Genomic DNA, 14,259 nt, shown 5'->3' on the forward strand with positions numbered 1-14,259 from the left:
GCGGGTCTCGTGAGTGTTTATGCCGGTTCTAACCGGCATAAACACTCACGACCACCCCGCTCGCCACCCCTGTTCTGCCGCTCAGCCGCACTTGCTGCGCTGCCGCGCGCGGCGCGTGCTTCGGCTCGGTCCTCGGAGCACCTGCCCACCGCACCGTCCTGAGCCTTGCGCCCGCCCAGCTCAGCCGCGTCCCACCGGCAAGACTTCGTCCACTGTGGACAAATCACCCCCGCCACACCGCCGGGTTCGCTACCGTAGGCGGCATGATCGATGTGCCGCTTTCCGCACTTGAACTCGCGCTCGTCGAAGCCGGGCAGTCGGCCACGGCGGCGCTCGGGCCGCTGTCCACCGTCGCTCGGCGGCTCGACGACCTCGGCTACCACCGCCTTTGGTTCGCCGAGCATCACGGTTCCCCGGCCATAGCCAGCGCGTCCCCGCAGGTGCTGGCGGCGTATGCGGCCGCGGTGACGTCCCAGGTGCGGGTCGGCTCCGGCGGTGTCCTAGCGCCGAACCACGCGCCGTTCGCGCTGGCCGAGCAGTTCGGCACGCTCTCCGCGCTCAGTGACGGCCGAGTCGATCTCGGCGTCGGGCGCGGGCCTGGTGCGCTCGACCCGGACATCATCCGGGCGCTGCGCCGAGGAGCCGAACCGGCCGGGGAAGCCGACTATCACGCCGACGTCGACGAGCTTCTCAGCTATCTCGGCAGCGAGAAGGTGCTCCCGGGCGGAGTGACCGTTCCGGAGCCGTGGCTGCTCAGCTCCAGCCCGGCGGGCGCGGAAGTCGCCGCCGAGCGCGGGTTGCCGATCGCGTTCGCGCACCACATCCGGCCGGACAACACCGCACCCTCGCTGGAGCGTTACCGCGAGAAGTTCCAGCCGTCGAAGTGGCGCTCCGAGCCGTACGTGCTGCTGTGCGTCGAGACGATCTGCGCGGACACCGCGGCCGAGGCCGAATACCTGTCCGGGCCGATGAACGTCCTCAAATCCCACCTGCTCACCGGCGGCGGGGGAGACCAGCCGATGCTGACGCCGGAGCAGGCCGCCGGGTACGAGTTCGCGCCGGAGATGGTTCCGCAGCTCGAACACTTCCGGGCCGCGCAGGCGTACGGCGAGCCGGAGCAGGTCCGGGCGCGGCTCGCGGAGCTGGCGAAGCAGACCGGCGCGGACGAAATCATGGTCACAGTCCCGGTGTTCGACGCGAAGGCGCGCGTCCGCTGTTACGAACTGGTTGCCGGGGCCTGAAAGAATGAGGTGCGGCAGGGGTGACCGGCGCCGCTCCGGTCACCCCTGCCGCGGCTTATCCGGCGAACGCCGCGCCGGGGAACTTCAGCTGCACCACGACGTTGTCGATGGTGTCCGGCGTCCCGCCGAGCTTGTCGTTGTTCGTCGAGGTCACCCACAGGCGCCCGTCGGGCGTCTTGGTCACCGAGCGCAGCCGGCCCCAGCGGCCGGAGAACACCGCCGACACGTCGCCGATGCTGTCGCCCTTGATCTGCGTGACGAACAACTGCTTGCCGGTCACCGCCGCGATGTAGATCCAGTCGTTCACGATCTCGATGCCCGACGGTCCGGCCTGCGAGGTCGGCCACGTCTTCTTCGGCGCGATGGTCCCCTTGCAGTCGCCGATCGTGCCCTCGCAGGCCGACCAGCCGTAGTTGCCGCCCTTCTGGATCAGGTTCAGCTCGTCCTGGCTGCTCTCGCCGAACTCCGACGACCACAGCCGTCCCTGCGAATCCCAGGCGAGGCCCTGCGGGTTGCGGTGCCCGTAGCTCCAGACGTACCGCGCGTTGCCGCCGGTGGCGTAGAACGGGTTGTCGCTCGGCGCGGAACCGTCGGGGTTGAGCCGCAGGATCTTGCCGTTGAGCGAACTCTTGTTCTGCGCGTTGGCCTTGACCTTCGCGTCGCCGACGGTGGCGTACAGCTTGCCGTCCGGGCCGAACGCGATCCGGCCGCCGTTGTGGTACTGGTTCTTGGACATGCCGGTCAGCACCGGGGTGGTCGTTTTCGACAGCGTGGTGCCGTCGTAGGTGACCTTCACGATCCGGTTGTCGCTGGACGACGTGTGGTAGAGGTACACCGCGTGGTCGGTGGTCCACTGCGGTGAAATCGCCAGCCCGAGCAGGCCGCCCTCGCCGTTCGTGGTGACCACGCCGGGGATCTTGCCGAGCGTCGTCTTCTTGCCGTCCGGGGTGATCTGCAGCAGTTCGAAGCGGTCCCGCTCGGTCACCAGCGCGTTGCCGTTCGGCAGGAAGCCGACTGCCCAGCCGAGGTCGACCTTCGCGATGTCCTTGTCGTACGACGGGATTCCGCCACCGGAACCGGTGCTGCTGGTGGTCTTCGCGGTGACCGCGTTGCTCGCGGCGGAGGCGTTTCCGTTGGGATCACGCGCCTTCACGGTGAACGTGTAGGACGTGTTCGGCTTGAGGTCGGTGACGGTCGCCGAAGTCTGCGTCGTGGTTGAGACGAGGTCCTTGCCCTGGTACACGTCATAGCCCGCGATCGAGCCGCTGTCATCGGTGGAAGCCTTCCAGGACAACGAAATGCTGTCCGAAGTGCTGCCGGTGGACTTGAGCGAGCCAGGCACGCTCGGCGGGGTTTTGTCGTCGCTGGGCGGGGTTTTCACGCCGACGACGTTGCTCGGCTGGGACGGGTTGCCCGCCGCGTCGTAGGCGATCACCGAGATGTCGTACGACGTGTTCGGCGTCAACTGGTCGACGGTCGCCGACGTGGTCTTGCCGTCCACGACCTTCAGCGTGTTGCCGCCGCGGTTGATCTCGTACCGAGTGACGCCGACGTTGTCCGTCGCCGGTTCCCAGCGGAAATCCGCCGCGGTGGGCCGGATGTTCGACGCCTGGAAGTTCTTCGGCGGCGTCGGCGGTTCGTTGTCGACCGGGGCGCTGAAGCTGTCGGTGATCTTGTCGGTGTTGGGTCCACCGTTCGCGGACGCCGAAACGGTGCGCACGTGATTGACGCCCGCGGTGAGCTGCACGGTCGCGGTGACTGTCTTCCACGTGGTCCAGGAACCCGTGCCAGGGAAGGAAACCGTACCCTTGTCGCCGCCGTCGACCACGAGCTTCATCGGCCGGTCGTCGGCGGTTCCGTTGGCGTAGCGGAAAGTCAGCGTGTGCGTGCCGGCCTGTGCCGCGTTGACCGAGTAGTCGGCGTAGCTGCCGACGAGGTTGTCGAAGTCCACGAATCCCTTGCCGGAGTAGCCGGAGTGGTTCGTGGCGATCTTGGCTTGGGAGAGCGTCGCGTCCTCGGACTCGTAATCCCCGGTCGCCGCGGTCGCGGTCACGGGGGTCAGCAGTGCGCAGCCGAGCGCGGTCGCCGCGGTACCGGCGAACAGCGCGCTCAACGTCGAGCGTCGTGCCACGGGGGCCTCCTGCTTGAGGGGGATCGGGGCGGCGGCGGAAGAGAACGTCTTCGTTAGGAAAGTTTCCTATTTATCGGGACAGATCACACACCCTCGGCAGGTGCGGTGTCAATAGTGCGATCGCGGCATTACGCTCCGCAGCGAATGCCGCGGAGCGTGAACAGAGGGAACCAGTGGGTCAGAAGCCGGCGATGTCCGCCCGCGCGATCACCTTCGTGATCTTCGCCCGGACGAGGGATTCTTCCGGGACGGCGTTGCGCTCGCCGTAGGCCGGGCCGTTCTCCTCGCCCATGTACCGCGCGCCGAGCTTGGTGGCCCACTCGCGCATCTCGTCGAGGTCGTGGTGCAGTTCCGCCTCGGCGGTGAACTGGACGTACGAGAACGGCGGCCGCTGGTCGTCGACGGCGAGCGAGAGCCGCGCGTCGCGGCGCAGGGCCTTGCCTTTCAGCGTGTCCGTGCCGGTGGTGAAGATCAATTCGTCACCGTGCGGCCCCTCGTTCAGCAGAAACCACACGGGCGTGACGACGGGCGCCCCGTTGGCCCGCACGATCCCCAGCATCCCGGTCCGCGTGCCCTCGCTCGCGAACTTCCACCACTCCGCCCTGGTCATCTCCCGCATACCCGCCACGCTAGCCGTCCGCGTGTGCGGGCGCTCGGGCAGGCCGACTAGCCTGACCTGCTGTGCGATACGACGAGATGGGCGCCGCTGGGCTCGCCGACGAGGGGTTGACCCGTCGGCTGAAGGCGCTCGCCTGCACCGCGCCGTTGCACGACCTCGACGCGCGCAAGGCGAAGCTCGACTGGGCCGACGCCACCGTCTACCAGATGGCCGAGATCGCGCTGCACACGATCGACCAGGTCACCATCGCGATGGACTTCGACACCGGCGCGGGCCACGACCAGGTCATCGACCGGCTGCTGCCGTTCATCTCGCTGCAGGCGCCCTCGCGGATGCCGGAAGAGCACGTGCGCGTCGCCAAGTGGGTGCTGGACAACCTGATCAACGTCGGCACGACCGACCGAGGCTTCCGGCGCGTCTACGGCTCGCTCGGCCCCGGCGGCTACCGGCGCCGCCAGTTCGACTTCAAACTCCTGGTCGAACTGGCCGCGCCGGACGGCGAGGTGTACCTGCGGGCCACCGACGAGGCGATCAACGTGCTGGTCGGCGCGCTGGACACGGACGTCGAATCGGCACAGATCGCGGCCGAGGTGAAGCTGGAGAACCTGATCAACCGCGGCCGGCTGGCGGACGCGAAGCTCGCTGCGGAACAGGCGCGCTACCGCACCGTGCAGTACGGCGAGACGCTGCGCGCGAAGCTCGACGCCACCCGTCGCGACGTGCGCGCGGTCGACTGGGAGAGCGAGGTGCCGGACCTGATCGAATCGGCGCTCGGGCACATCGAGTCCCGGTTCCGCGCGGAGAACGCGATCCTGAAGAACATCACCACCGCGCGGGACGGGTCCGAGGACGCCGACCACAAGCGTCGCGCGGCCGAACTGGTCGACATCGTCGCCGATTGCATCCGGCGCCACACCCGGCTCCAGTCGCGGCTGGCCGACGCCGGTGCGGTCTTCCGCGCCGAACAGGACCGCCAGCAGTTCTCCGGACCGCCGCAGCGGGCCACGATCGACCTGTTCGGCCAGCTCCTGATGCCGACGCTCGGGCTGCCGCTCGCCGACGCCACCGCGCCCGCCGAGCACTTCTTCCACGCCGTCGCGGGCATTGCGACGCCGGTCGTGCCGTCGCTGTCTTCGCTGGTGTCGCTGCTGCTGCGGCCCGCCCCGGAGCGTGACCAGCTGGTCGGCGAGGTGCCGGAGCCGGAGCTGATGCCCGCCGAGGTGACCGACCGGTTCGGCGACGACGTGTGGCGTCTCGCCGACGAACTGCTCGACCTGCCCGACGTGCCGCGCCGGCTGTCCGGGCTGCTGGAGGACGCGCGCCGCTCCGGGCAGCCGAACCTGGCGGCTCTGGTCGCGCTGCGCGCGGTGCACGCTTACAGTCCCGAGGTCGGCGCGGCGCGCCGGCAGGGGGAACGCCACGTGCTGCTCGCCGTCGACGACGGCACCCTGCTCGACGACCCGGACTTCGGCGGGGCCGATCTGCTGCTGTCCACCGCGGAGGTCGAACGAGCGGACGACGAGACCGAGGAGGTCGCCTGATGCCCGTGACGCACACGAGCGTCGACGCCGAGGCCGCCGCGCGCCTCGTCGCTTTCGGAATGCGCCCGAAGCAGCTGCCCGCCCGCGACGTCGTGTACGGCGAGCTGGTGCGCCGCTACGGCGAGGACAACGCGTTCAAGGCGCTCACCCACGCTGTCGCGTCCGGGCTCGGGCTGATGGTGCTGGAGGTGACGCAGCAGGCCGGGTGCGTGCTCGCGGCCACCGACGAGTCCGTCTTCGAGATCAAGATGGACAGCTACGCGCGGCAAGCCAAAATCCGCGAACGGCGCGAGACGGAAAAGGTGCTGCACGGCCTGATCCACCTCGCGACGGCCGCGCTCGGCTACCCGCGGCCGGACGACCTGGCCAACGACACCTACATTGGCCGGGTGAGCGTCGAGCAGGTCGACGCGATGGTCCGCGAAGCGGCGCGCGTGCTCGACGAGCGGGCGCAGCTGGCCGAGGCGAACAACGACCCGCTCGCGGACGCGCCGGAGCTGGAGCAGGCGTGGCGCGCGTACGCCCGCCGTCCGGCCGCCGCGGCGACGAAGGACGGCCGGATGGCGGCGGACACCACGCGCGGCATGGTGTCGCGGGCGCTGCGTTTCCTTGCCGACCAAGGCTTTTTGGTGCAGGTGAGCGACGAGCAGGGCGGCACTTACCGGACGACGCCGCGGTATCAGATCCAGGTGCGGGAGCTGGCCGCGGACGCCGCGTTCGACGACCTGCTCGCGCTCGACGTCGTCGCGGTCGCCGGGGCAGGGGGAACGCTGCGCGCGACCGCCTCGGACACGCTGCAGTGAGGGAACCAAAGTCCGTGAGGGGAACCCTGAGGGAATCAGAGTCCCTCAGGGTTCCCCTCACGGACCAGCGGGCGGAACAGGCGCGGTAGAGGGGAAACGGATGTACGAGCTTTCGCGGGTCCGCCTGCATTCGGTGGGCCCGGCGGGCGCCCGGTACCAGGACGTGGTGCTGGACTTCAGCGGCGTCGGGGCCACGATCACCGCGCCGAAGCAGGACGCGCTGTTCTCCGCGGGCATCCACGCCGGCGGCCCGGTGCGCCGTCCGTCGCCGGCGAGCGTGCTGTTCCTGGAGAACGGCGGCGGCAAGTCCGTGCTGATCAAGCTGATCTTCTCGGTCATGCTGCCCGGGCGGCGCCAGGTCGTCGGCACCACGAGCACGAAGGTGCTGGAGAAGTTCGTGACGGCCAAGGACGTCGCGCACGTGGTGCTGGAGTGGCTGCACGTCGAGACCGGGCAGCGGGTGATCACCGGCAAGGTGTCGGAGTGGCGCGGGCACGTGACGTCCGCGGACTCGGAGAACCTGGTCGACTCCTGGTACTGCTTCCGCCCGACCGCCGACGTCGCCCTCGATTCGCTGCCGTTGACCGAGGACGGCAGGCTGCTCACGATGTCCGGCTTCCACGACCGGATCGCGGGCGCGGCGATGGCCGAGCCGGAGCTGGAGCTGTTCTGGACGCGCCGGCACCACGAGTGGACCGGGCGGCTCGACCTGCTCGGCCTGGACACCGAGCTGTTCCGCTACCAGCGCGCGATGAACGCGGGCGAGGGCGAGGCGGCGGACGCGTTCCAGTTCTCCACCGACGAGGCGTTCGTGGAGTTCCTGCTGCGCGCGGTGCTGTCCGAGGACGAGCCGAAGGACCTAGCCGAGGTCGTGTCGACGTACGCGAACAACCTCTCGCAGCGCGGCGATCTGATGGCGGAGAAGGACTTCGTCGAAGGCGCGTTGGAACTGCTCGGTCCGCTGGCCGAGGAAGAGGGCGTGGCCGCGGCGTCGCGCCGGATCGCCGAATCGGCGCGTGAAGACCTCGGTGAACTGGCCGGGCGGATCCACGCGCGCAACGAGCTGGAGAACGCGCGGCTGTCCGGCCTGGAAGAGCACGTCGAGGAGGTGCGGTCCGCCGAAAAGCTCGCCGAGGGCGACCATCGGCGGCTGACCGCGGGCGTCACCGAGCTGCGTCGGCTGGTCGCGGTGCTGCGGCTGGAAGAAGCGCAGATCGAACGCGAGCGCGTCGACGGCGAGCTGGCCGAGGCGAAGACGCAAGCTGAGGCGTGGCGCGAAACCGCCACCGTGCTGAACCGGTTGAACGCTGCCCGCAAGGCGAAAGACCTGCGTGAGCTGGTCGGAAACCGTGAAGAGAAGGCGAAACCGGCGCTGGCCGCGCGGGATGCGGCGGCGGTCGCACTGGGGCGCGGTTTGCTTTCGCTGGCGCGTGATGCGCAGCGCCAGGCGGACAAAGCCGAGGCGCACGCGGACGCATTGCGTGCTGAAGCCGAGAAGGCGCAGGCCGATCGGGACGAGTCCGCGAACCTGGCTGCTGGCCGTCGGGCTGAGGCGCGCGGGCTGTCGTCGCGGATTGCGGAGCTGCGCGAGGAAATTTCGGAGTCGGTCCGAAGTGGACTGTTGCCGTCCGGCGCGGATGTCGCGGAAGCGGCCCGGTCCGCGCGGGCGGAAGCTGAGGCTGCGGCAGCGGAATCCGTTCGCCGGGAACAGGAACTTGACCGGGTCGGCGAGGATCTGCAGGCAGCGCAGCGCTCGGTGAACGAGGCGCACCAGCTCGCCGGGTCCACTCAGGACCGTCTCGTGCGGGCGGCCGAAGACCTCGAACGCGCGCACCGGCGTACCGACGCGTTGGCCGCGGAACCGCGGTTGATGGAGCTGCTCGGCGCGGACGACGTCAAGCTGGAGAGCGATCTTCCGGTGCTGCTGCAGCGTTTGCGCGACGCGAGCGCGGCCGTCGAGAAGGAACAGACCGCGCTGCGGATGGAGGAGTCGGCCGACGAGCGGGCGCTGGCCGCGCTTGGGTCAGGTGGACTGCTGCCGCCTCCGGAGGACGTCCAGGCTGCGCTGGATGCGTTGGAGCAGGCCGGGATCACCGCGTGGTCGGGCTGGCGTTATCTGTCCAAACTGGACTCCGTGCGGCGCGACGAAGTGCTGGAACGGATGCCGCAGCTCGTCGCGGGGGTGCTGCTGAACGATGCGGCGCAGGTGAAGCGGGCGCGTGAAGTGCTGGCTGCTTCCCGGCTGTTGCCGAGCGCGGTGATCGCGGTCGGGACCACAGATGCTTTTCAGAAGGACGGCCCGGCCGCGGCGGGCGTCGAGTTCCTGGTGCCGCCGAACCCGGCGATGTACGACGAGGAAGCGGCCGACACCGAGCGGGAAGCCGTGGCGCTGCGGCACGCGGAACGGCAGCGTCGGCTGGAGCAGCTGTCGGAATCGCTGGCTGCCGATGGCGCGTTGACCTGGAAGCTCACCACTTGGCGCGAGGACTATCCGGCCGGTGCGATCGGCACGCTTGCTGAGCAAGCCGAAAACGCTCGCGTCGCGCGGGAGACGGCGCAGACCGCGCTCGGGCAAGCGGAGGCGGAATTCGCCCGGCTGAGCGAAAAAGCCGCTTCGCTGCGCGAGCGGGTCCCGGCTTTGCGGACGGCAGCTGCGGAAGCCGAGGAGAAGGCGCGTCGGCTCGGCGAACTGTCCACTCGGGCCGCACGCGTCGCGGAATGGACTGAAGAAGTCGAGCGGGCAACGGAAATCGCGGAACGCGCGGAGACGTCGGCAGCTGAGGCGTCGGCGCGGGCGGCGCGGTTGCGCGAGCAGGCGGGGGAGGAGCAACGGACCGCGGACGGACACCGCCGCACCGTCACCACCGCACGGTCCGAGCTGGCGGAGGTGCCGGGCGCGGCTGAGCTGCCGGAGGACGTCGAAGCACCTTCGGAACCGGTGGATGCCTTGCGCCGCACGTTCGCGTCGGCCTCGGAGTCGTACGCGAAGGTCGAGGTCGGCAGCGATCTCCGGGCCGAGTTGGAGCAGGCCGAATCCGCTGAGGCAGCGGCATCGTCCGCGCTGGAGGCGCTGGACGAAGAGGTCCGCGTGCGCGCCGCGACGCTGCTGGAGACGGCGGACGGTTCGGACGCTTCCGCGCGGGCGGCGGCGTTGGCGCGGGCGCGGCGAGTTGTCGACGCTTTGGAAGAAGAACGGACCGAGGCGATCGGCCAGGTGTCGACGCGTCGGGCCGAGCTGGACGTCCTGCCGTTGCAGACCGGCGTCGCTTCTCCGGCTGAGCGGCCGCGCGACATCGAACACGGCCTTGAGCTGATCGACGCGGCCTCGCTGGAAGTGTCCGCGGCGGCCCGGAAATGGGAAGAGCTGCAGGAACGCCGGGCGGCGGCGGAAGCGACTTTCGATGCGGGCAAGTCTTCGGCGTCCGGCTTCGGGTTGCTGTCGGAATCGTTGGCGCACTTGCGTTCCGAGGATCCGGCGGCCGCGTACGATGGCGATGTCGAGTCCGCGCGGACTCGGTACAACCAGCTCAATACCGTGCTGAACGACGCGCAGTCGGCCGCCGACTCCGGCGACCGCCGGGTCCGCGCGGCGGCGGACCAGCTGGCGCAGTACGCCACCGAGAAGCGGTTCGAAAAGCTCAGCACGCCGGTGCGCCAGCAGGTGATTTCTGTTAAGCGGGACCAGCTTCCCGCACACGCGGCGGAATGGAGCGAGGCGCTGCGACCGCGGCTGCGGACGCTCACCGACGATCTCGCCCAGATCGACCGGCACCGCGGCGGCATCATCACGCGGCTGCAGGGCATGGTCGAAGGCGCGCTGCGCACCCTGCGGTCGGCGCAGCGGGTTTCGCGGCTGCCGGACGGGCTCGGCGACTGGTCCGGCCAGGAGTTCCTGCGGATCCGGTTCACCGAGCTGGAAGACCATGTGCTGGCGGAAAAACTGGGCGAGGTCGTCGACGAGGCGGCCGCGGGCAAGACCGCCGACGGCCGCGACGTGAAGCGCGACGGGCTGTCGCTGGTGTTGCGCGGCGTGCACGTCGCCTCGCCCAAGGGGTACCGGGTCGACATGCTCAAGCCGGACTCCGTGCTGCGCACCGAACGCCAGCGGGTGTCCGAAATCCGCGACGTGTTCTCCGGCGGCCAGCAGCTGACCGCGGCGATCATCCTGTACTGCACGCTCGCCGCGTTGCGCGCCAACAACCGCGGCAAGGCACGGAACCGGCATTCGGGCGTGCTGTTCCTGGACAACCCGATCGGCCGCGCTTCGGCCGGGTATCTGCTGGAACTGCAACGGGCCGTGGCGGAAGCACTGGGCGTGCAGCTGATCTACACGACAGGCCTGTTCGACGCGGGCGCGCTCGCGGAATTCCCGCTGATCGTGCGGCTGCGCAACGACGCGGACCTGCGCGCCGGGCGGAAGTACCTGTCGGTGGACGCGACGATCCGGAATTCCCTCGACGACCTCGGGGACCCCGACGGAGTGGCCCGGCTTTCGGCGACGCGGATGTTCAGCCGGGCGTCGTCTTCTCCTTCGGTGGAGTCGTCTGCCGAAGAAGAACAACCGGCGTGACGGTCTGGCTGGCGCGCGGTCTGCCCCTGGACGGCACACCGCGCGCCGAGACCCGTCAATTGACGGGCACATACGCCAGCCCGTGGCCGCCTGGTGCCCCGCGTTGGCCCAGTTGGGCTTGCGCCGCCTCGTTGCGGTCGTGGTCCCCGGTCACCCAAGCGCCCTGGTCCTGGCGAGCGGCAGCGACCTGGTGACCATCGGCATCGCAGGCTGGCCGATCCCTTCCTGGCTGCTCTGGGCCTGCGAACTGTCCCCATCCCGCTGGACCTGCCGCCGATCGAACTGGGCCTGGCCTGGCATCCCCGAACCGCCGCCGACCCGGCCCAGCTGTGGTTCCGGAACCACGTGCGCGTCACCATGCTCACCCTCTTGACCAGCGCGGACGGGATTTCTGTCGGACCCTCCTGGTAGGAATCGAGTCGTGAAGATGACCCTCGCCCAGCGTCGGGCCCGTCTCGGCGTACGCCACCACCTAGCGGCACGGGCGACGACCGTCGAGGAAGCAGTCGACGGCGTCGTCGCGCTGCACGCCACCGATCCCGCCTCGGTGTACCTGTCCGCCTGGTCGCGCGTGCGTGCGGTCTCGGTCGCCGACGTCGAGCACGCGCTGTACACCCGGCGCACCCTCTTGCGCCTGTTAGGCATGCGGCGCACCGTTTTTGTCACCGATATCGCCACCGCCGCGCAGGTACAGGCGGCCTGTTCGTATGACATCGCCGCCCGCCAACGTCGCCTGCTGGAAAAGCAGCTCGGAACGTTGGGCCACCCCGACAACGTCCCCAACCCCGCCGATTGGCTGGACGAAGTGCTGGCGAGCGTCGAAAAAGCCTTGCGCGCCAGGGGATCGGCGACCGCCCAGCAACTGGCGGACGACGAACCGCGCCTGCGTCAGCAACTGCTGATGTCGAAGGGAAAGCCGTACGAGTCGATCGGCAACGTGACCAGCCGGGTGCTGTTCCAGCTGGCCGCCGAAGGCCACATCGTGCGCGGCCGCCCGCGAGGGAGTTGGCAAAGCACGCAGTACTACTGGTCCCCGCTGATCGATTGGCTGGCGGAAGCCGCCGCCTTCCCCGGCTCCGCTGGCAAACCGGGCCATTCCGGCCCCGTCGCCGGGTCAGCCCGCCCCGATTCCGTCGCCACGGCCGGGCTGGGCAGCTCCGGCAGCGCTGGTCAGCCAGGCCACTCGGGACGCGTCGCCGTCGGCAAGCCGGGCCCGACTGATCCCGGCACTGCTGGCAAGTCCGGCAGCTCCGGCTCTGTTGCCGATGCGGGCCGGACTGGTCCCGGCACCGCTGGCAAGTCCGGCAGCTCAGTTGGCGAGGCGGGCCGGGCTGATCCCGGCACTGCTGGCAAGTCCGGCAGCTCTGTTGCCGAGGCGGGCCGGACTGATCCCGCCACCGCTGGCAAGTCCGGCAGCTCCGTTGCCGAGGCAGGCCGCCCCGACCCCAGCACCGCCGACTGGCCAGCCCTCTCCGAAGACGAAGCCCGAGCCGCCCTGGCCCGGCGCTGGCTCTACGCCTTCGGTCCCGCCCCAGTCGCCGACCTCCGCTGGTGGACGGGCTGGAACGCGGGCCAGACGAAGAAGGCGCTGACCGCCCTCGCTCCCGCCGAAGTCGACCTGGACGGCGAACCCGCGATCGCCCTGCCCGACGACCTGGCCCCGGTCGCCGCTCCCGACCCGTGGATCGCCCTGCTCCCCGCGCTCGACCCGACGGCGATGGGCTGGCAGGCCCGAGACTGGTACGTCGGCCCGCACCGCCCCGCCTTGTTCGACCGCAGCGGCAACATCGGCCCGACGATCTGGAGCGACGGCCGGATCGTCGGAGCCTGGTCCCACCGCCCGTCCGGCGAAGTCGCGGTCCGGCTGCTGGAGGACGTGGGAGCCGAGAAAGCCGCCGCGGTGGAGGCTGAGGCCGTCCGACTGAGCGAGTGGCTGGGGGAGGCGCGAGTGGTGCCGAAGTTCCGGACCCCAGCGGAGAAGGAGCTGGCCGGGTAGCTGTGCCGGACTGGCGCGGCGGCTGGCAGCCCGACGACCCAGCGGCCCACCTGCGTCGCGACCAGGCTGCCCAGCCCTCGGGACGCTTGGCGACCGGTCCTGCCGGATACACCGCGGCTGCCCAAGTCCGAGGAGAGCCCGGAACGAAGCCTTCCTTCCGGCGGAGCTGTCCGATCGACTCCGCCGGAAGAGAACCTATTTGTTCACCTTGAACGATTTCAGGATCTCGTCCTTGTCCGCCGAGGTCAGATTTTGGTATCCGTCGATCTTCAAGGTCGGATCCATCAGGTAGTAGCAGATGACGGCGGTCACCGCTTTCCCGGCGGAATCCTTGGACGGCAGCGCCACGAAGACCATGCCGTTGTCGAAATCGGGGTCTGTGCTGACGCCGCCGTCGCAGTCGGCGACGCCGTGGTGGGCGGGACGAACCGAATACTTGTATCCCCGGACCCCGTCGATGGTCACGTCGCCCCATTGGCCGTGCGCGGCATCGCTGACGTCCTGGAACTTGAAGCCGGTGCTCGTCTCGTAGAAGGGCGGGATGACCTTCTGGAAAAGCTTCGCGACCTCTTCTTTGCTCGCGCCGGAACCATCCGGATACGCCGCGGTGAAGACGGACGCTTTGGTCACCCCGGCCTGAGAGGGCTTGCCGTCTTTGCTGCCGTGGCACTCGCCGACGCCGTACTGCAGCATCTTCCACTGGCCGCCGCCCATGGTCAGCCGGGCAGTGAAGGGGGTCCATTCGTCGCCGACTTCGTACTCGAGGCCCGCGGCGTCGTCGGTGACCGTCCGGACCCCGGTGATGTGGGTCCAGTTGACTACGACGACCAGGCTGAGAAAGGCCACGGCCAGGGCGAGCCCGAAGCCGGACGGGACGAAGATCAAGAGCTTCTTCTTGCGGCTCCACTTCTTCCCCGGCTTCTTGCGATCGCCGGTGCCGTTGCCCGATGCGGCCTGCTGAGAAAAGCTGCCGGGGTTCCACTGCTGGCCTGTTCCGAGCCCAGGCGGCCCCTGGGGGAATCGCGGCGGATGCCCGCCCTGCCCCTGGCCGGGATGTCCCCCGTAATGGGGTTGCCCCGGTGATTGTGGACGCTGCGGGTACCCGCCTGGCTGCATTTTCGCCGTTCCTCCCCTTGACTGCCTTCGGACGCATCGCGGAAGCGCGAAGATCAACTTAGTCCAAGAGATCCGGCGGTTTGGCCGCATTAGCCCAAATCGCCCGAGACGGCCTGGACTGGCGCAGCGGGGAATGAGCGGCGGGTCGAGTTCGCGGGGTAGTCCGGTCTCAGCCGCGCCGCGTCCTGAGGTTCGCCGAACGGGGTCTCGTGCGGGGCGCCCGAGTCCCCGCCGTCCCAGTC

The 14,259-nt window shown here is 69.6% G+C and carries 7 protein-coding genes and 1 pseudogene; 5 read left to right on the plus strand and 3 right to left on the minus strand.

Going from position 1 to position 14,259, the window contains the following annotated elements; translation table 11 throughout:
- The first annotated feature begins 263 nt into the window (after positions 1-263).
- A complete protein-coding gene (locus tag D0D37_RS36710; RefSeq protein WP_116205182.1) occupies positions 264-1,241 on the plus strand; it encodes an LLM class flavin-dependent oxidoreductase in 978 nt (325 codons plus the stop codon).
- A gap of 58 nt (positions 1,242-1,299) precedes the next feature.
- Here the strand turns inward: D0D37_RS36710 and D0D37_RS36715 are convergent.
- A pseudogene (locus tag D0D37_RS36715) lies at positions 1,300-3,345 on the minus strand (PQQ-dependent sugar dehydrogenase); the annotation flags it as partial.
- A gap of 205 nt (positions 3,346-3,550) precedes the next feature.
- On the minus strand, positions 3,551-3,991 hold the full coding sequence (locus D0D37_RS36720; RefSeq protein ID WP_116205184.1) for a PPOX class F420-dependent oxidoreductase: 441 nt from the start codon (positions 3,989-3,991) through the stop codon (positions 3,551-3,553).
- 77 nt (positions 3,992-4,068) lie between these two features.
- On the opposite strand from D0D37_RS36720, the gene D0D37_RS36725 reads away from it, so the two are divergent.
- The 4 genes from D0D37_RS36725 to D0D37_RS36740 all read left to right on the plus strand — a co-directional run bounded on the left by D0D37_RS36725 (position 4,069) and on the right by D0D37_RS36740 (position 12,901).
- A complete protein-coding gene (locus D0D37_RS36725; RefSeq protein WP_116205185.1) occupies positions 4,069-5,532 on the plus strand; it encodes a hypothetical protein in 1,464 nt (487 codons plus the stop codon).
- Entirely contained in the window at positions 5,532-6,335 is an 804-nt protein-coding gene (locus tag D0D37_RS36730) for a hypothetical protein (RefSeq protein WP_037814632.1), read from the plus strand. Before D0D37_RS36725 ends, D0D37_RS36730 begins: the two co-directional genes overlap by 1 nt.
- A gap of 100 nt (positions 6,336-6,435) precedes the next feature.
- Positions 6,436-10,905 (plus strand): hypothetical protein, encoded by a 4,470-nt coding sequence (locus tag D0D37_RS36735; RefSeq protein WP_116205186.1) that lies wholly within the window; start codon positions 6,436-6,438, stop codon positions 10,903-10,905.
- A 427-nt stretch (positions 10,906-11,332) separates the two neighbouring features.
- A complete protein-coding gene (locus tag D0D37_RS36740; RefSeq protein ID WP_116205189.1) occupies positions 11,333-12,901 on the plus strand; it encodes a DNA glycosylase AlkZ-like family protein in 1,569 nt (522 codons plus the stop codon).
- 195 nt (positions 12,902-13,096) lie between these two features.
- On the opposite strand, the gene D0D37_RS36745 is transcribed toward D0D37_RS36740, so the two are convergent.
- Positions 13,097-14,017, minus strand: a complete 921-nt coding sequence (locus tag D0D37_RS36745) for a hypothetical protein (protein ID WP_162834645.1) — start codon at positions 14,015-14,017, stop codon at positions 13,097-13,099.
- Positions 14,018-14,259 lie beyond the last annotated feature (242 nt).

It is taken from the genome of Amycolatopsis circi, assembly GCF_003385235.1.
GTDB lineage: Bacteria > Actinomycetota > Actinomycetes > Mycobacteriales > Pseudonocardiaceae > Amycolatopsis > Amycolatopsis circi.